18 protein-coding genes are annotated in these 17,578 nt (G+C 73.2%); 9 read left to right on the top strand and 9 right to left on the bottom strand.

Annotated elements, in window-relative coordinates; translation table 11 throughout:
- The first annotated feature begins 85 nt into the window (after positions 1-85).
- From pdxH to BLW86_RS16095, 3 genes are all read left to right on the top strand, one after another.
- Positions 86-715: a pyridoxamine 5'-phosphate oxidase gene (gene pdxH, locus BLW86_RS16105; protein WP_256341676.1), complete on the top strand. Its 630-nt coding sequence runs from the start codon at positions 86-88 to the stop codon at positions 713-715.
- A 77-nt stretch (positions 716-792) separates the two neighbouring features.
- Positions 793-2,040, top strand: a complete 1,248-nt coding sequence (locus BLW86_RS16100) for an RNA-guided endonuclease InsQ/TnpB family protein (protein WP_093874676.1) — start codon at positions 793-795, stop codon at positions 2,038-2,040.
- A 404-nt stretch (positions 2,041-2,444) separates the two neighbouring features.
- The gene (locus BLW86_RS16095; RefSeq protein ID WP_093878690.1) at positions 2,445-3,767 is read left to right on the top strand and encodes a PAS domain-containing protein; all 1,323 of its coding nucleotides are present in this window, start codon (positions 2,445-2,447) and stop codon (positions 3,765-3,767) included.
- Positions 3,768-3,861: 94 nt separating this feature from the next.
- On the opposite strand, the gene BLW86_RS16090 is transcribed toward BLW86_RS16095, so the two are convergent.
- Complete coding sequence (locus BLW86_RS16090) at positions 3,862-4,212, bottom strand: winged helix-turn-helix transcriptional regulator (protein ID WP_093874675.1); 351 nt, start codon at positions 4,210-4,212, stop codon at positions 3,862-3,864.
- Positions 4,213-4,272: 60 nt separating this feature from the next.
- Here BLW86_RS16090 and BLW86_RS16085 point away from each other — a divergent pair, with 60 nt between their 5' ends.
- Both BLW86_RS16085 and BLW86_RS16080 read left to right on the top strand, forming a co-directional pair.
- On the top strand, positions 4,273-5,160 hold the full coding sequence (locus BLW86_RS16085) for an NAD(P)-dependent oxidoreductase (protein WP_093874674.1): 888 nt from the start codon (positions 4,273-4,275) through the stop codon (positions 5,158-5,160).
- 105 nt (positions 5,161-5,265) lie between these two features.
- Positions 5,266-5,583: a hypothetical protein gene (locus tag BLW86_RS16080; protein WP_256341327.1), complete on the top strand. Its 318-nt coding sequence runs from the start codon at positions 5,266-5,268 to the stop codon at positions 5,581-5,583.
- A 42-nt stretch (positions 5,584-5,625) separates the two neighbouring features.
- Here the strand turns inward: BLW86_RS16080 and BLW86_RS16075 are convergent, their stop codons facing one another.
- Complete coding sequence (locus BLW86_RS16075) at positions 5,626-6,381, bottom strand: SIS domain-containing protein (RefSeq protein ID WP_093874673.1); 756 nt, start codon at positions 6,379-6,381, stop codon at positions 5,626-5,628.
- A 185-nt stretch (positions 6,382-6,566) separates the two neighbouring features.
- Between BLW86_RS16075 and BLW86_RS16070 the strand changes: the two genes are divergently transcribed.
- Positions 6,567-7,256 carry an iron-dependent transcriptional repressor DtxR gene (locus tag BLW86_RS16070; protein ID WP_093874672.1) on the top strand — a complete coding sequence of 230 codons (690 nt, stop codon included), beginning with the start codon at positions 6,567-6,569 and terminating at the stop codon, positions 7,254-7,256.
- Between the two features lie 72 nt (positions 7,257-7,328).
- On the opposite strand, the gene BLW86_RS16065 is transcribed toward BLW86_RS16070, so the two are convergent.
- Positions 7,329-8,099: a hypothetical protein gene (locus BLW86_RS16065; protein ID WP_093874671.1), complete on the bottom strand. Its 771-nt coding sequence runs from the start codon at positions 8,097-8,099 to the stop codon at positions 7,329-7,331.
- Positions 8,100-8,829: 730 nt separating this feature from the next.
- On the opposite strand from BLW86_RS16065, the gene BLW86_RS43165 reads away from it, so the two are divergent.
- Positions 8,830-9,753: an alpha/beta fold hydrolase gene (locus BLW86_RS43165; protein WP_093878688.1), complete on the top strand. Its 924-nt coding sequence runs from the start codon at positions 8,830-8,832 to the stop codon at positions 9,751-9,753.
- Between the two features lie 111 nt (positions 9,754-9,864).
- On the opposite strand, the gene BLW86_RS16055 is transcribed toward BLW86_RS43165, so the two are convergent.
- From BLW86_RS16055 to BLW86_RS16045, 3 genes are all read right to left on the bottom strand, one after another.
- Complete coding sequence (locus tag BLW86_RS16055) at positions 9,865-10,413, bottom strand: hypothetical protein (protein WP_143060252.1); 549 nt, start codon at positions 10,411-10,413, stop codon at positions 9,865-9,867.
- An 87-nt stretch (positions 10,414-10,500) separates the two neighbouring features.
- Positions 10,501-11,013 carry an SMI1/KNR4 family protein gene (locus tag BLW86_RS16050; protein ID WP_093874669.1) on the bottom strand — a complete coding sequence of 171 codons (513 nt, stop codon included), beginning with the start codon at positions 11,011-11,013 and terminating at the stop codon, positions 10,501-10,503.
- A gap of 23 nt (positions 11,014-11,036) precedes the next feature.
- On the bottom strand, positions 11,037-11,579 hold the full coding sequence (locus tag BLW86_RS16045) for a GNAT family N-acetyltransferase (protein ID WP_093878687.1): 543 nt from the start codon (positions 11,577-11,579) through the stop codon (positions 11,037-11,039).
- Between the two features lie 130 nt (positions 11,580-11,709).
- Between BLW86_RS16045 and BLW86_RS16040 the strand changes: the two genes are divergently transcribed.
- Entirely contained in the window at positions 11,710-12,594 is an 885-nt protein-coding gene (locus BLW86_RS16040) for an aminoglycoside phosphotransferase family protein (RefSeq protein WP_093874668.1), read from the top strand.
- Between the two features lie 70 nt (positions 12,595-12,664).
- On the opposite strand, the gene BLW86_RS16035 is transcribed toward BLW86_RS16040, so the two are convergent.
- The 3 genes from BLW86_RS16035 to BLW86_RS16025 all read right to left on the bottom strand — a co-directional run bounded on the left by BLW86_RS16035 (position 12,665) and on the right by BLW86_RS16025 (position 15,907).
- Positions 12,665-14,287 (bottom strand): transporter, encoded by a 1,623-nt coding sequence (locus BLW86_RS16035; RefSeq protein ID WP_093874667.1) that lies wholly within the window; start codon positions 14,285-14,287, stop codon positions 12,665-12,667.
- On the bottom strand, positions 14,287-15,144 hold the full coding sequence (locus BLW86_RS16030; protein ID WP_093874666.1) for an ABC transporter ATP-binding protein: 858 nt from the start codon (positions 15,142-15,144) through the stop codon (positions 14,287-14,289). The genes BLW86_RS16035 and BLW86_RS16030 overlap by 1 nt, the downstream gene beginning before the upstream one ends.
- Positions 15,145-15,220: 76 nt before the next feature.
- Positions 15,221-15,907 (bottom strand): bifunctional DNA primase/polymerase, encoded by a 687-nt coding sequence (locus tag BLW86_RS16025; protein ID WP_030692894.1) that lies wholly within the window; start codon positions 15,905-15,907, stop codon positions 15,221-15,223.
- Positions 15,908-16,176: 269 nt separating this feature from the next.
- On the opposite strand from BLW86_RS16025, the gene BLW86_RS16020 reads away from it, so the two are divergent.
- Entirely contained in the window at positions 16,177-17,559 is a 1,383-nt protein-coding gene (locus BLW86_RS16020) for an NsdA family TPR-like regulatory protein (protein WP_093874665.1), read from the top strand.
- The last annotated feature ends 19 nt before the right edge of the window (positions 17,560-17,578 follow it).

The following is a 17,578-nucleotide window of genomic DNA, read 5'->3' as shown; positions in this document are numbered from 1 at the left end:
GAGAGGATTAACGCCCCGTGGTGCCGGGCAAACTGGGGCGCTGCGGCAGGATGGCCCTGTGACCGACGCCCTGGATCCCGCCGACATGCGCGAGCAGTACCGCACCACGGAGCTGTCCGCGGCCGACCTCGCCCCCGAACCGATCGGACAGTTCGCCCGCTGGTTCAAGGAGACCGCCGCGAATCCGGCGATCCACGAACCGAACGCGATGATCGTCTCGACGGCGACCCCCGAAGGCCGCCCGTCGTCCCGAACGGTCCTCCTCAAGCACTACGACGAGGCCGGCTTCGTCTTCTTCACCAACTACGAGTCCCGCAAGGGCAAGGAGCTGGCGGCCAACCCCTACGTCTCGCTGCTCTTCCCCTGGCACCCGCTGGCCCGCCAGGTCATCGTCACCGGCCGCGCGGCCCGCGTCGGCCGCGACGAGACCGTCGCCTACTTCCGCACCCGCCCCCACGGCTCCCAGCTCGGTGCCTGGGCCAGCCCCCAGTCCACGGTGATCCCGTCCCGCGCGGACCTCCTCGCCCGCTACGAGGAACTGGCCGCCCGCTACCCCGAACCCGAGAAGGTCCCGGTCCCCCCGGAATGGGGCGGCATCCGCGTCGTCCCCGAGACGGTCGAATTCTGGCAGGGCCACGAGAACCGCCTCCACGACCGCCTGCGCTACGTCCACGAGACGGACGGCACGTGGCGGGTGGAGCGCCTGGCGCCCTGACGGTCGGTATGTGGCGAGCATCACGATGAACGTTTCTGCGAGGCGGAGGGGACCTCGCTGCTCCGTACGGTCGGTGCATGCAGTTGCGATACAACTACCGCGTGTATCCGAACCCTGCTCAGCGCGCGGCGCTGGCCAAGGCCTTCGGATGCGCGCGTGTGGTGTTCAACGACGGGCTTCGGGTGCGGCAGGAGGCACACGCTGCAGGACTGCCGTACGTGAAGGACGGCGAGCTGCAGAAGCAGGTGGTCACGGTGGCGAAGCGCACCGACGAACGAGCGTGGCTCGGCGAGGTCTCATCAGTGGTGCTCGTCCAGTCCCTACGTGACCTGCATACGGCCTACCGGAACTTCTTCTCCTCCCTCACCGGCAAACGCCGAGGGCCGAAGGTGGCCGCACCTCGGTTCAAGTCCAAGAAGGACCGCCGCCAGTCGATCAGGCTGACGGCGAACGGATTCAGCTTCCGAGGCAACGGCCGGTTGTACGTGGCGAAGGTCGGCGAGCTGCGGGTGCGCTGGTCGCGGCCTCTGCCGGCACCGCCGACCTCGGTGACCATCACGTCGGACGCGGCGGAGTGCTACTGGGCCTCATTCGTCGTCGAAGTCGCTCCGGAGGTCCTTCCCGAGGCCGGGGCCGACACCGGCATCGATCTCGGGCTGCGCCACTTCGCCGTGCTGAGTGACGGTTCCAAGATCGACATCCCTCGCTTCTTCAGGAGGGCGGAGAAGAAGCTCAAGCGCATGCGGAAGTCCCTTGACCGAAAGGTCCAGGGCAGCCGCAACCGAGCCAAGGCGCGGAAGCGGATCGCACGGCAACACGCGCGCGTGGCCAATCAGCGGCGGGACTGGCACCACAAGCTCTCCACCCGGATCATCCGCGAGAACCAAGCGGTGTACGTGGAGACGCTCCCTGTCGGAGGCATGGGGCGCACGTGGCTCGCCAAGTCCGTGTACGACGCCGGATGGGCCGCGTTCGTCGGCATGCTGGAGTACAAAGCAGCGAAGCACGGCCGGACGTTCGTGAAGGTCGACCGGGCCTTCCCTTCCTCGCAGCTTTGCTCGGTGTGCGGTCATCGGGACGGGCCCAAGCCGCTCGATGTCCGAGAGTGGACGTGCGGGCGATGTGGATCCGTGCACGACCGTGATCACAACGCGGGAAAGAACGTCCTGTTCGAAGGACGCCGTATCGTCGCCGCTGGACAGGCGGAGACGCGAAACGCCTTGCCGAGCGCCGGTAAGACCAGAGCGAAAGCTGTGGCGCAGCGCGTTGAAGCAGGAAGCCGCCGGGAGGGTCTGGCGACCCGGACCGGAGTCCTTGTCCCGTAGAGGGCGGGAGCATGTCAATGCGTTGGTTTTCGGCAGTGCGAGCACATGGGGCGCGGACATGCAGGCGCCCCGTGGGCCTTGGTCCCGTCCGCTCGCGAGTTCGGACGAGAGCCGGCCGGACTTACCGGCGGCCCACGGGGCGGGTGACTGCGTAGTAGTTCGGCAGAAGGCCTGCCGAGGTGCACAGAGTGCGACTGTCAGGCCTTAGCCCGCAGCCACCTCACGAGTCCGAAAAGAAACCATTTTTTCGGATCACCTCCTTTCGCGTGTACTCACACACTACGAACGGTCCGCCCCCCCGCTCAAGCGATTTATGCGGGTGATTCGAAACGAATGATTTGCACGAAGGTGATGTGCTCTGCACCACGTTCCAGTTGAATGGTCGCAGCATGGGGGGTGCCTGGATGAGCGCATTCACAGAGGCCACGAGCGACGCCGTCTCCGTCCCGGGGGCGGATCTGCTGGCCGCGTTGCTCGACGGGATGGACGCCGCGCTCTGCGCGTTCGACGCCGACGGCACGATCACGCACTGGAACCGGGAGGCCGAGCGGATCCTCGGCTGGTCCGCCGCCGAGGCGGTCGGGCGCCGCGGGTTCGAGGGGTGGGCGGCGCGGAGCGCGGACGCCGAGGAGACCCTGGGCCGGCTGATGAGGGCCATGAAGGGTCCCGGGCGTCAGGTCCACGAGTTCGTGCTGCTGCGCAAGGACGGCGGGCGCGTCCTGGTGCGGAGCCAGGCCGCGGGCGTGCGCGGCGCGGACGGCAGCCCGGCGGGGGTGTACTGCGCGTTCAGCGAGGTCCACGTCCAGCTCGACCTGGAGCGGTCCGTGGCCCTCAGCGAGGCCCTCTTCGACGACGCCTCCTGGGGCGTCGTCCTCGTCGACGCCGACCTGCGCCCCGCCATGGTCAACGCCCACGCGGCCCGCGCCTTCGGGACGGGCCGCACGGCCCTGCTCGGGCGGCCCCTCGGCGACGTCGTCGTGCACGGCGCGGAGGAGCTGGAGGCCGCCCTCCAGCACGTCCTGGCCGAGGGCACGCCGCCCGCCCCCGCCGAGGTGTGGGTGACCCTGCGGGCCGGCTCGGAGGAGCGGCGCCGGTGCTGGCGCAGCGGCTTCCTGCTGCTGTCCTCGCCGATGGCCGAGGAGCCGGTGCCGCTGGGCGTGGCCTGGTTGTTCCAGGACGTCACGGAGGAGCGGCTCGCGGCCCGCGAGGCCGACCGGCTGCGGTTCCGGTGGAGCCAGCTGCACCGGGCGGGCGCGGCGGCCGCGGAGTGCGAGGACCCGGCCGAGGCGGCGACGGTCCTGCTCGACTTCGCCCTGGCCGGGTTCGCCGATCACGCCCTCGTGGACCGCCCCGCGGGGGAGCGGCGCCTCACGCGGACCCTGGCCACCCCGGCGGGCGCCGCCCCGGGCCCGTCCTCGCCCGTCGTGGGCGGCGGCATCCCGCTGCGGTACGGGCCCCGGCACCCGGCGCTCCAGGCCTGGGACCGGGTGGGCACGGTGCGGGCGAGCGCGGGCCGGACCGCCGAGGTGTGGGCGGAGGCCCACCAGTGGCCGGGGGACGCGGCCCACGCCCTGTGCGTGGTCCTGCGCTCCCGGGGCCGGACCCTCGGCGTCCTGACGTTCCTGCGGGCCGCCTGCCGCGCCCCCTTCGAGCGCGAGGACGTGGTCCACGCGGAGGCGGTGGCGTCCCGGGTGGCGACCTTCCTGGACCTCGGCGACACTCCCTAGCCCTCCCGTACACCCACTTTTTTGTGGGTACTTGTCGGGGCCGGGCGCCCGGGAGAACCTGGTGGCGGCCCGGGAGGAGAGGGGAACGCGGGCCTCAGGAGGCGGCGGCCGCCTCCGTCATCCGGTCCAGCCGGCGATGGCCCCAGTCCGACAACGGGCCGAGCAGTTCGGACAGTTCGCGCCCGAACTCCGTCAGCGAGTAGACGGTCTTCGGCGGCAGCACGTCGTGCACCTCGCGGTGCACGAGACCGTCCGTCTCCATCTCCCGCAGCGCCTGCGTCAGCACCTTCTCGCTGATCTCGGGGATCCTGCGGCGCAGTTCGCCGGGCCGGTGCGGTCCCGACTCCAGCAGCCACAGCAGCGACGTCTTCCACTTGCCGTCGATCACGGCGATCGCGGCCGTCACGCCGCAGACGTTCGTGTCCTGGGCCTTGAGCCGTGTCATCCGCGCCCCTCTCCTTCTCCGGTCTTTTCGTCACCCACGTATGTGCAAGGGAGTTCAGCCATGTCTTCTTCCCGTCAGTCCTCCTCCGTCACCGTTCTCGGTCTCGGCCCGATGGGCCGGGCCCTCGCCGGCGCGTTCCTGGACGCCGGGGTGCGGACCACCGTGTGGAACCGCACCCCGGGCAGGGAGGGCGACCTCGGCGCGCGCGGCGCGGTCCTGGCGGCGAGCGCCGAGGAGGCGGTCGCCGCGAGCGCGCTCACGGTGATCTGCCTGGTCAACTACGACGCCACGGACTCCGTCCTGCGGCAGCCGGCCGTCACGGACGCGCTCAAGGGCCGGACCGTCGTCAACCTGAGCGCCGACACCCCCGAGCGGGCCCGTGACACCGGCCGCTGGGCGGCGGAGCACGGCATCGGCTACCTGGACGGCGCGATCATGACCCCGACGCCGACCATCGGGACGCCCGCCGGGGTGTTCCTGCACAGCGGGCCCGAGCCGCTGTACCGCGAGCACCGGGCGGTGCTCGACGCGCTGGGCGGTTCCCACACCCACCTCGGCGAGGACATCGGCCGGGCCGCCGCGTACGACGTGGCGTTGCTCGACATCTTCTGGACGTCGATGACGGGGTACGTGCACGCCCTCGCGGTGGCCCGCGCGGAGGGGATCCCGGCGCGGGAGCTCGCGCCGTTCGCCCAGGGCATCGGGGCGATCCTGCCGCCGCTGTTCCGGGAGTGGGCCGAGGACGTGGACGGCGGCTCGTACTCGGGCGAGGGCAATCCGCTCACCTCGGCCGTGTCGACGATGGGCCACGTGGTGCACGCCGCCGAGGCGCACGGCATCGACGCGAGCGTCATGCGCGCGGCCGAGGCCCTGGCGCTCCGGGCGGTGGAGCGGGGGCACGGCGCGGACGGCTTCACGCGCGTGACGCAGGTCCTGGACCGCGCCTGACCGGCAACGAGGGGGGGCCGGATCCTGCCGGGTTCCGGCATGGACGGCCCCGGCGGAGCAGGACGACCATGGGGCTCTCCGGTGGGACCGGAAGAGGGGGATCTCATGGCGTGGGTGGTGGGAGCGGGCATGCTCCTGGGAGTGCTGTCGGTCGTGCTGGGCGTGGTGACGTTCCGGATGTCCTGGGTCCCGCCCTGGTCGCGCGGGCGCGTCACGAGGCCCCGGCTGATGGGCGCCGGGGCCGTCCTGACGGGCCTGGCCGCCTTCCTGCCGGGCCTGGTGTACTTCGGTGTCCTGCGGGGTCTCTCCTGGGAGGCCCGGTTCTTCGGCCAGCTCGCCCTCATGCTCTCCGGCATCGTCTGCATCGGCCTGAGCCAGCTGCCGGGCCCGTCGCGGGGGAGGGCCCCGCACACGACGGTCTAGTCCGTGCGGGACCGGTCCGGCACGGACCGGTCCGGCCGGGGCTCAGTGCCGGAAGAAGATCCGGTCGCCGTACTCGTTCATCACGCGGCCGTTCCACTCGTGGCCGCCGTCGACGTTGCCGGAGCGCAGCAGCGGCGGCTCGATGCCGAGGCGTACGAGCTCCTCGGCGGCGGCGGCCATCGTGGCCTGCATGAGGGCGCAGGTCACGACGGTGGAGGCGGGTGCGAAGGGCGCCTCGATGCCCTCGTGGGTGAGCTCCGCGTCCCCGACGGCGATCCTCGAGTCGAGGACGATGTCGCAGTGGTCCTTGAGGTACGTCCCCGACACGTGCCGTGACTTCGTCTCCGTCGCGTACGCCACGGAGGTGACGCCGATGACGGTGAGGCCGAGCGCGCGGGCGTTCATGGCCATCTCCACGGGCAGGGCGTTGCGCCCGGAGAGGGAGATGACGATCAGGACGTCGCCGGCCTTGGCGGGGGAGGAGTCGAGGACCGCTCCGGCGAGGCCGTCGACGCGCTCCAGGGCGGAGCCGAGGGTGGCGGGCATGACGTCGACGCCGACGGCGCCGGGGACGGCGAGCAGGTTCATCAGGGCGAGGCCGCCGGCCCGGTAGACGACGTCCTGGGCGGCGAGCGAGGAGTGTCCGGCGCCGAAGGCGAAGAGCCGGTTGCCGTTCGCGACGGCCGCGGCGATCGCGGCTCCGGCGGCGGCGATCTCGGCGGAGTCCCCGTCGCGCACCTCCTTGAGCAGGCCGATCGCGGCGTCGAAGAACTGTCCGGCCAGCTTGCTCTCGCCCATCGCGGCGGCTCCCTCTCGTCGTGGCGGGCCCCGGCTCCCGTGGTGCGCTCTCGCCGAGGTCGCGGATCACGGTGCGGTCTGGACCATTGCTCTGTCAATACCGCCTCACCCCGGCGTGGCCCGGTTGTCGGCCCGATGCGCAACAATTGCGGCAGGGCCAGCGCACGACTCATCGAGGGGCACGTATGTCCGGACTGATCGATACGACGGAGATGTATCTCCGCACCATCCTCGAGCTCGAGGAAGAAGGTGTGGTCCCGATGCGTGCCCGGATCGCGGAGAGGCTCGACCAGAGCGGCCCCACGGTGAGCCAGACGGTGGCCCGGATGGAGCGCGACGGACTGGTGGCCGTGGCGAGTGACCGCCACCTGGAGCTCACGGACGAGGGCCGGCGCCTCGCCACCCGGGTGATGCGCAAGCACCGCCTGGCCGAGTGCCTGCTCGTCGACGTGATCGGCCTGGAGTGGGAGCAGGTCCACGCCGAGGCCTGCCGCTGGGAGCACGTGATGAGCGAGGCCGTGGAGCGGCGGGTCCTGGAGCTGCTGCGTCACCCGACGGAGTCGCCGTACGGGAACCCGATCCCGGGCCTGGAGGAGCTGGGCGAGAAGGCGGAGGCCGAGGCCTTCCTCGACGACTCGATGGTGTCGCTCGCCGATCTGGACGCGAGCGGGGGCAAGACGGTGATCGTCCGCCGGATCGGCGAGCCGATCCAGACGGACGCCCAGCTGATGTACACGCTGCGGAGGGCGGGCGTGCAGCCCGGCTCGGTGGTGTCGGTGTCGGAGTCGCCGGGCGGTGTCCTGGTGGGCAGCAGCGGCGAGGCCGCGGAGCTGGACGCGGAGATCGCGGCGCACGTGTTCGTCGCGAAGCGCTGAGTCCTTCTCGTACGGAGTGAGGGGCGCCCCGCCGGTCGCGGCGGGGCGCCCCTCGCCGTGCCGTCGGTGCCGTCAGAGGTACGGGGCGAGGACGCCCCACAGGCCGAGCGCGAGGACCGCGAGCGAGACGGACACGTAGAAGACGTGCTTCACGACGGTGGAGTAGAGCGGCTCGACGGCGACGCTGGTCGAGGGCGTCTCCGGGTCGTAGACGATGTGGATCTCCTGGGTGGAGCGGCCGGATCCGTAGCCGGTGGTGTGCTCGTTGCCGCTGGTGTCGGTGTACTTGTAGTAGCTCGCCCGCTTGCCGTTCGGGTAGTGGTGCCGGGCGGCGGCGACGGTGATGCCGCGACGGCGGAGGGTCACCCGGGTCCTGACGCTGTCGTAGACGCCGGCGCAGGCCAGCCCGCCGAGGAGCACCCCGGGCGCCGCGAAGAAGGCGGCGAAGCCCATTCCGGGGCCGTGGGCGGAGCCGGTCCACCACACGTAGCCGCCGAAGGCCGCGAGGAGGGTCAGTGCGCCGACCCACACCTGCCACACCTTGATCACGGGCCCGGTCTCCTCGGTCGTGACGAGGGCGCTTCCGGCCGGGTCGCGCTGCTCGGGCAGGGCGGCGGTCAGGGCGGTGAGGAAGGCGGAGGCGGCGTACGCGTTGCCGCCCGGGAGCCGCCGGGTCACCCCGTCGGTCAGGACGATCTCCACGGCCGTGTCGCCGTCGGCCCGGACCTCCTGGACGGCGGCCAGCGGTATGTGCGTGATCTGCCGGCCTTCCGTCGTGGTCAGGCGATCGGGCCGGAGGACCGTGTACTGGTCGCCCTTGCTGAGGACTTGTGGACTGAGCATGACCGAATTGACCCACGTTCGGGGAAGTCGGTTGTACGCGGGGAGATCACGGAATCGGCTCGGATCGGCCTCGGCGAGCCGACGAACCGTCATGCGCCCCGTTTTACGCCGGAATCGCCACGCCCGCGCCCTCGTCGTGCCACGCTGGTACGAGCGGGGCGATGAGCGGGTGCGGGGGTGGGGCCATGAGGGCTACGGACGACAGAGGGCCCCGGCGCCTTCCGGCGCCGGGGCCTGTCCTCCCCTGTGCTGACCTGGAGCCCCGAGCTCTCAAGGTCATTCCCCGCGGACCGTTTTTCCCCGAGCGGTCCGCCTCCCGCTCAAGATCTCCCCTCGGCGGCGCGCATCAATCCTTGAGCCCTGTCACTCGAACGAGGGGTGTTGCGCGGCAGGAGCGCATTTTCGAATGCGAGTTCGATAGTCTGGCGAGGTTCGACGGAAAAGAGGGGGTGCCGGATCCATGGCGCGACGACTCGACGTCACCGGGGCCGACGGCGTCCGGCTGGCAGCCTGGGACTACACGGCCTGGGCCCACGCGGCCCAGGCCCACACGGGCCCGGGACGCACGGCCCCGGACCGCACGGTTCCGGACCGCACGACGCAGGCCCACGCGGTCCCGGCCCACACAGCGCAGGCCCATACGGCGCCGGACCGCACGGCCCCGGTCCACACAGCGCCGGACTACACGGCCCCGGCCCACGCGACGCCGGCCCCCGCGGCCCCGGCTCACATGAGCCCGGCCCGCACGGCCGGGCCCGGCGGTCACGGGATCGTCCCGCAGCCCGGACCGGACACCCCCGTGCGCCCCGGCGGCCGCCCCGTCCCCCGCCCCGCGCGGGCCCCGCAGGCCCCGGCGACACCGGCGCGGCAGGCGCCGGGGGTTCCCGCTCCCGGGGTGTTACTCCTCCACGGGCTGATGGGCCACGCCGGCCACTGGGCCCCCGCCGTCCGTCGGCTCACCGGCGGCCACCGGGTCGTGGCCCTGGACCAGCGCGGCCACGGCGCGAGCGAGAAGCCCGCCGGCGGCCCCTTCACGCGCGAGGCGTACGTGGCGGACGCCGCCGCCGTCGTCGAGCAGCTCGGCCTCGGCCCGGTCACCCTCGTCGGCCACTCCATGGGCGCCCTGACCGCCTGGCAGCTGGCCGCCGAGCGCCCCGACCTCGTCCGCGCCCTCGTCATCTGCGACATGCGGGCCTCGGCCCTCGGCGCGGCCTCGCAGCGCGCCTGGCAGGACTGGTTCCGCGGCTGGCCCGCGCCCTTCCCGTCCCTGGAGGCCGTGCACCGCTGGTTCGGCGACGAGGACCCGTGGGTGGAGGCCCCGAACCCGGCGCGGGGCGCCTTCTTCGCCGAGGTGATGGCCGAGCACTCCGACGGCTGGCGCCCGGTCTTCGACCCGGAGCAGATGCTGACCTCCCGCGAGACCTGGGTCCACGACGCCCACTGGGACTCCCTCGCCCAGGTCCGCTGCCCCACCCTCGTCGTCCGCGGCCTGGACGGCGAGCTGGGCCGCGCGGAGGCCCAGGAGATGGTCCGGGTCCTGCCCCACGGGGCGTACGCGGAGATCCCCGACGCGGGCCACCTCCTCCACTACAGCCACCCGGAGGCCTGGAGCGAGGCCGTGGAGCCCTTCCTGAACGGGGTCCTGACCCCCTGACAGCCCGAGATCCCCCGGACGACACCGGCCGGAGGGGCCTGAACGGCGCGTTCTGATCCGGGTCCGGTGAAGCGTGAGGGCCTCCGCCCCGACGGGGTGGAGGCCCTCGGGTCAGTCCTCGCAGTCGATCGGCTCTCCCGCGGGGTCCGCCATCGCCTCGACGAGGAAGCCCGAGCCCGTGGTGAGTTCGGGGGGAAACGGGTGGCCCTCCGAGGCGCCGAAGGTCCCGGGGGTGAGGGACCAGACGGTCAGGATCGTCGGGGTGCCGTTCACGTTGCGGGTGAAGCACAGGTCGATCGGCACCCTGGGGGGCGCGGGGCGGGACGGGCCGGGGAGCCAGCCGTCCCGGGCCGCCGCCGTCCGGTAGTGCCGGATCACTTCGGCGGGGGTGCCGGGGTGGACGTACATGTGGTCGGCGGAGATCGCGGCGTCGCCGCTGTCCTCCCAGCATTCCGCCTCGACGCCCTCGTACCCCCGGACCTCGGTGGCTCCCTCCGGCGGCGCGTCGAGGAGGGCGAGCGACCGGAGCTGCTCCACCCGCTCCTCGCTGCCCTCGCAGCTGCCGAGGCCCATGACGGCCGAGAGCGACGAGCAGCCGGTGAGGCCCCCGCTCGTCAGGACCACCGCGAGCAGAAGGGCCGTTCTCGTACGTGTCGGCAAGGCCGTCTCCCTGTCAGATCTCGCCCGCGAGCAGGCGGGTGCGGTGACCGAGGACCCCGGTCGGTTCGGCGACCGGTCAGGCCCCCGTCAGTCCTGTCCGTCGTAGAACGACGCCGAGGCCCTCAGGCCCTCGACGAACGTCCGGAAGTCCCCGGCCAGCGGCAGTTCGGTCGCGTCCCCCGGGTCGAACCACGCGACGGACGGCTCCCCGGCCGCTCCGCACGTCCGGTAGTCGAGGGCGATCCACCAGTGACCCTCGCCGGAGAGCAGGACCAGGGGCGACGGCAGCCCCCACTCCTCGACCAGATAGGGCGAGTCGAGGATCGAGAAGTGGTCGCCGTCCTCCTCGACGATGCCCCTCATCAGGTCGAACGGGACGTGATCGTCGCTCCACGAGGTCGGCACGTCCGTGGGGTACGCGTTCCACGCCTCCGCCACGACACCGCCGTTGCGGTCCCGCAGGAGCTCAAGGAGCGACGCCGGCAGGCGGACGCCGAGCCGGTGTTCGGCCTCCCGCACGACCGCGTCGGTCAGCGGCGGCGGGGCCCCGTACGGACCCTCGCCCCAGAACGTCGCCCTCACCCCGTCGAAACCCGCCATCCGCGCATCCTAGGGAAGCCCGTTCACCGGCTCAGCCGCCAGACCCGGTCCTCGCCCGTCTCCGCCGGGGCGGCCGGTTCGTGGGGGCGGCGGAGGTGGTCGGTGAAGCCGAGGCGGGCCGGGACGGCGGCGCTGGCGTGGTTGGCGGCATCGTGGACGATCTCGACGGCGGTGACGCCGGGAAGGCGGAACGCCTGCTCGACGAGGGCGCGGGCGGCACGCGTGGCGAGACCCCGTCCGGTGGCGCCCGGGTGCAGCCAGTATCCGATCTCCACGGTGTCGTCGTGCCGGTGCAGTCCGCAGGACCCGACGACGGCCCCGTCGAGCACGACCGCGTAGCTGTACTGGTCGCCGCTCGCCCACAGTTCCGCCCGCCCGGCCAGGAACCGCGCGGTCCTCTCCCGGCTGTGCTCGGCGACCCACGGCATCCACGGCCGCAGGTGCTCCACCGACTCGTCGACGACCCGGAAGAACTCCGGAAGGTCCGCCTCGCCCTCGAACGCGCGCAGCGTGAGACCGCCGTCGAGCTCGATGCGTTCCAGGGGAGCGTGCTGTGAGAGGTCCATGCGGGGAGGGTCGTCCGTGCGGATCGCCTCGGGCAAGGGATTTCTCCGGCGGGGTCGTCGTCGCGGTGTCCTCCACGCGTACGCTCCAAGGCGGTCGACGATCGGACGGACAGCCATCACGGGGGACGGCATGGACATCGACGAGGGTCTCGTGCGGGCGCTGCTGCGGGACCGGCACCCGGATCTGGCGGAGCTGCCGATCCGGCCGGTGCCGGGCGGTTGGGACAACCAACTGTGGCGCCTGGGCGACGAGTTGGCCGTACGGATGCCCCGTACCGAACGGGCCCCCGGCCTGCTGCGCAAGGAGCACCGCTGGCTGCCGGCCCTGGCGCCGCTGCTTCCGCTGCCCGTGCCCGTCCCCGTACGCCCCGGGGAGCCGTCCGCGCGCTTCCCCCGGTTCTGGACGGTCGCCCGCTGGGTCCCGGGTGAGCCGGGCGACGCCACCCCCCTCACGCGCGGCGACCACGCGGCGGGGGCCCTGGCGGGCTTCCTGCGGGCCCTCCACCGCGAGGCGCCCGAGGAGGCCCCCGCCAACCCGGACCGGGGCGTGCCCCTGGAGGGCTTCACGGCGGGGTTCGAGGAGGGGTTCCCGCTCCTCGCCGCGTCCGCCGACCCGGGAGCCGTGCGGCGGGTGTGGGAGGACGCCCTCGCGGCCCCCGCCTGGCAGGGCCCGCCGGTGTGGCTGCACGGGGACCTGCACCCCGCGAACGTCGTCGTCGCGGACGGCACCCTCGCCGGAGTGCTGGACTTCGGCGAGCTCTGCGCGGGCGACCCGGCGACGGACCTCTCCGCCGCGTGGCTGCTGCTGCCGGAGGGCGCGGGCCCGCGCTTCTTCGAGGCGTACGCGCGCGTGGACGAGGCGACCGTCCGCCGCGCCCGGGGCTGGGCCCTCCTCCGGGCGGTCGGCCTCATCGGCATCGGCCGCGCCGGCGAACGCGGCCTCCCGGGCGGGAAGCCGACCTGGGGCCCGGCGGGCCACGCCGCCCTCGCCCGCGTACTGGCGTCGGTGACGTGAGCGACGCGAGCGAAGGCCGACGGCCGCCCCGGGCCGGCGATGTCCGCCCGCCCGGGGCCCCTTCGTCCCCCTACCCCTTGCTGACCGCCGCCAGGATCTCCGGCAGGCGTCCCGCCGTGCGCGGGGCCGCCAGCTTGAGGCCCGCGAGGACGAGGAGCGCGCCGTAGAGCGGTCCGGCCGGGAGGAGGAGCCACAGCAGGGACTGCCGGTCGGAGACGTGGAGGTAGATCGTCGCGGCGATGAGCGGGGAGCTCAGCACCGCCGCCGTGATCATGCCGCCGAAGATCGAGATCCAGGCCAGCCCGGCCTGCCCCGGCACCACGTTCTTGTAGCCGCTGTCCTGGGGGACCGAGTACGGGAAGCGCGCCGAGGTCACCGCGCCCGTCCCGACCATCGCGCCGAGCAGGCCGAACGCCAGGCCGAGGCCCTCGGGGAACTTCCCCCAGTCACCGAGGACACCGGCCGTCACCGCCGTCACGAGCACCGTGTACGGCACCGTGATCGACAGCAGGGCCAGGGCCCGCGCCCTGAGTTCGGCGTACGCGTCGGCCGGCGTCGCGATGGTCTGCGCGACCATCCAGAACGCCGAGGTGTCCTGTCCGAACTGGTTGTACATCAGCATGCCGAGCATGCCGGAGGCGAAGCAGGCGAAGTAGATCGAGCCCCCGCCCTGGAAGGCGTTGAAGAGCGGCACGATCAGGCCGATGGCGAGCGAGGTCACCCACGCCGCCTTCGTCTTCGGGTCCCGCCAGACGTACCGCAGGCTGCGCTCCATGACGGTGCCGGTGCGCCCGGCCGGGAGGATCCGGGCGAGCAGCCCCGAGCCGCCGGACCCGTCACGGGCGGCCGCGTCGGAGGCCGCGCCGATCGTGGAGCCGTCCGGCTCGACCATCAGCCGCACCAGGCTCCGCCGCCACCAGTACACGAGCGCCACGAGGACCGCCGCCGTGAGCAGCAGCCGGGCCGCCGCCACCGCGTGGTCGCCCCGGCTCGCGGAGTCGACGGCGCCGATCGCGGCGGCCGGCGGCAGCCAGCCCACGACGGCCGCCACCGGCTCCAGGGGGTCCAGGCCCCCGGCCCGGCCGAGCCGCTGGGCGCCGAAGTTCACGAACTGCATGCCGACCGCGATGACCAGGCCGCTCAGCAGGGCCAGGTCCCGGCCCTTGCGGGAGGTGAGGAGCCGGATGTTGGCGGCGGCCACGGACCGGGACAGCGCCACGCACGTCACGGTCGCGAGCGGCACGCCGAGGACGGCGACGACGGTGCCGGCCGCGCCGTGCGCGAGGGACAGGGCCGCGCCGAGGACCAGTACGAAGGTGAGGACGGGCCCGACGCCCACGAGGGAGGCCACGAGCAGCGCCCGCACCAGCGGCCGGGGCCGCAGCGGCAGCATCACGAGCCGCGAGGGGTCCAGCGTCTCGTCGCCGCTCGGGATGAACAGCGGCATGACCGTCCAGGACAGCGCGAGGACCCCGGCGACGAGGACCGCGACGGTGGCGGCGGCCGCGTGGCCCCGCAGCAGGACGAAGGCCAGCACTATGCCGGCGGCGAAGGCGGCGCCGAAGACGATCGACATGATGTACGCGGCGGTCCGCCCGCCGGACTGCCGCAGCCCGTTCCGCAGCAGCGACAGCTTGAGCCGTACGAAGACGGACGTGAGGGACGGCGCGGGGGCGGTGGTGGAGGCGCTCATCACCGGGCCCCGCCCGAACCCGCCCCGCCGCCCAGCCAGTCCAGCGAGTCCCCGGCCGCCTCGCGGCCGTTCGCGCCGACGAGCTCCAGGAACGCCGCCTGGAGGGAGGGCGCGGGGCCCCGGACCTCGGCCAGCGGGCCCTGTGCCCGGATCTGGCCGGCCGCCATGACGGCGACCCAGTCGCAGAGGGACTCGACGAGCTCCATGACGTGGCTGGAGAAGACGACGGTCGCGCCGGAGGAGGTGTACCGCTCCAGGACGCCGCGGATGGTCTGCGCGGAGACCGGGTCGACGCCCTCGAAGGGCTCGTCGAGGAAGAGGACCTCGGGGTTGTGCAGGAGCGCGGCGGCGAGGCCGATCTTCTTCCGCATGCCGGTGGAGTAGTCGACGACCAGCTTGTTCTGCGAGCCGGTCAGGTCGAGGACGTCGAGGAGCTGCGCCGCCCGCTTGTCGACCTCGGCACCGGGCAGTCCGCGCAGCCGGCCGCTGTAGGCGAGGAGTTCACGGCCCGAGAGGCGCTCGAAGAGCCGCAGGCCCTCCGGCAGGATGCCGATGCGGGCCTTGACCTGGGCGACCGACTCCGGGTCGGCCCACACGTCGTGGCCGGCGACGAGGATCCGCCCCTGGTCGGGCCGCAGCAGGCCGGTGATCATGGAGAGGGTGGTGGTCTTGCCGGCTCCGTTGGGCCCCACGAGCCCGATGAACCGGCCGGCGGGCAGGACGAGGTCGATCCCGTTCACCGCGATCTGCTGTCCGAAGCGCTTCCACAGCCCCTCGACGCGCACGGCGGGCACCGCACCTTCCCCCGGTGCGGTGCCCGCTCTGTCGAACGCTCCGTCAAATGCCTGGTCAGGCATGGTCCGTCAACCCTTCAGTGGTCCCCGTAATGCTTACGGGGACCACCCTACAAACGCGGTCGACGGCGCCCCCGCGTCACTGCGCGCGGCTCCGGGCCTCCGCCGCCTCCCGGCCGCACGCGTACGCGAGGGCGCTGATCAGCTCCTCCGCGTCCGGCAGCCAGCGGTTCGCCGGGGTGGGGCGCCGCGCCCACTGGACCGCGCCGAAGCCGCCGATCCGGGTGGGCGGGGCCGCCACGTAGTGGCCCTCGCCGCGCGTGACGAGGTCGATGGAGGCCGGGGCCCAGCCGAGCTTGCGGACGAGGTCCGGGACCTTGGCGGCGGCGCCGGGGAGCACGAAGAAGTACATGCGGCGGTCCGGGGTGCAGGTCACCGGGCCGAGCGTCAGCTCCATGCGCTCCATGCGGGCGAGGGCCAGGAAGCCGGCCGACTCGGACACCTCGATCGCGTCGAAGGTGCGGCCGGTCGGCAGCAGGATCGACGCCTTCGGCGTCTTCGACCACATCCGCCGCGCCCCGACCCCGCTCCCGGTCGCCTGGGTCGACCAGTCGGGCCTGACCGCGTGGGCGCCGGGCACGGCGCACGCGTCCGCGCCGCAGGAGCAGCGCTCCCTGCCTTCGACGGCTTCCAGCCAGGTCCCGGGAAACACGTCCCAGTGCCGCTCTTCCGCGTACCGCACGGCGCTGTCCAGCAGCTGCTCGCCCCGCTGCTTGGGGATCTGTGCGGCTTCCGTGACTCCCATGGTCTCTTCCACGGTGAGCACAACTTCCCACGTCACCTGGGGTTACGGGCGCGGCGGTCGGCGTGTTGACGCATCGATCCTGCACGCGGGGCGCATGGGTGCACTGGCGGGGGCGCGCGGCGGCCAGGGGAGCGGGGGTGGGTACGGACAGGTGGGGGCGCCGGCGGCGGGGTGGTTTCAGCCGCGTAGCCGACGTGTCCGGTTTCGCGTGTTCACATCGGCATTGACCGGATATCAACCGGGCAGTGATCCCTTCTCCGGTGATCACCGCACGGCCTCAGGGGGTACTCATGGCAGCCAGGCCACTCGTTCCGCGTCAGCTCAACGAACGGCTCCAGGCGCTCATCCAGGAAGCCGGCTGCTCCAACGCCGGCCTCGCCCGCAGGGTCAACATGGTCGGCGCCGAGCACGGCCTCGACCTGCGCTACGACAAGACGTCGGTGGCGCGCTGGCTGCGCGGCCAGCAGCCGCGGGGCCGGGCGCCCGGGATCATCGCGGAGGCACTGGGCCGCAAGCTGGGCCGCACGGTCTCGATCGACGAGGTCGGCATGGCCAACGGCCGGAACCTCGCCGCCGGGGTGGGGCTGCAGTTCGCGCCGACCGTGCCCGGCGCCATCGAGCAGGTCTGCGAGCTGTGGCGCAGCGACGTGGGGCGCCGGGACTTCCTGAACGGCTCGGCGGTCGCGGCCTCCGCCCTCGTCGAGCCCAGCAGGGACTGGCTGATCACGGGTCCCGACACGCACGTGGCCCGGACGGCGGGGGCCCGCGTCGGGGTCGCGGACGTCGCGGCGGTGCGGGAGATGACGGCCGCGCTGGTCGACCTCGACCGGCGCTTCGGCAGCGGCCACGTGCGGCCGGTGGTGGTGCACTACCTCAACAGCGTGGTGTCGGGGATGCTGTCGGGCTCGTACCGGGAGGCGGTCGGCCGGCAGCTCTTCGCGGCGGTCGCCCGACTGACCGAGCTCGCCGGGTACATGGCGGTGGACACCGGTGAACCGGGGCTCGCGCAGCGGTACTACATCCAGGCGCTGCGGCTCGCGCAGGCGGCGGGGGACCGGGGGTACGGCGGCTATGTGCTCGCCGCCTCGATGAGCCACCTCGCCGCGCAGCTCGGCAACCCGCGGGAGATCGCCCAGTTGGCGAGGGCGGCGCAGGAAGGGGCGCGCGGGAAGGTGCCGCCGCGCGCGGAGGCGATGTTCCTCGCGGCGGAGGCGCGCGGGCACGCGCTGATGGGCGACGCGCGCGCCTTCGAGACGGCGGCGGGCCGTGCCGCACGGGCGCTCGACCGGGCCGATCCGGAGGCGGGCGACGACCCGGCGTGGATCGCCCACTTCGACGCGGCCTACCTCGCGGACGAACTGGCGCACTGCCACCGGGACCTGGGGCAGGCGGAGGCGGCGGCACGGGCGGCGGAGGAGTCCATCGCCGGGCATCCGGAGTCACGGGCGCGGCGGCGCGCGATCGGCCTGGCGCTCCTGGCCTCGGCGCAGGTCCAGCAGCGGGAGGTGGAGCAGGCCTGCCGGACGGGCACGCAGGCGCTCGAACTGCTCGGCACGCTGCGGTCGTCGCGGGGCGCGGAGTACCTGGAGGATCTGAGGGAGCGCCTGGAGCCGTACGCGGGGGAGGCGGTGGTGCGGGAGTTCGGCGCGCGGATGGAGCTGTACGCGGCCTGACCGGCGGGACGCCCCTGGA

This window comes from Streptomyces sp. TLI_105 (genome assembly GCF_900105415.1).
In the GTDB taxonomy this organism is placed as follows: domain Bacteria; phylum Actinomycetota; class Actinomycetes; order Streptomycetales; family Streptomycetaceae; genus Streptomyces.
The sequence above is the reverse complement of the archived record's forward strand: the minus strand, read 5'-3'. Positions and strand labels throughout refer to the sequence as shown.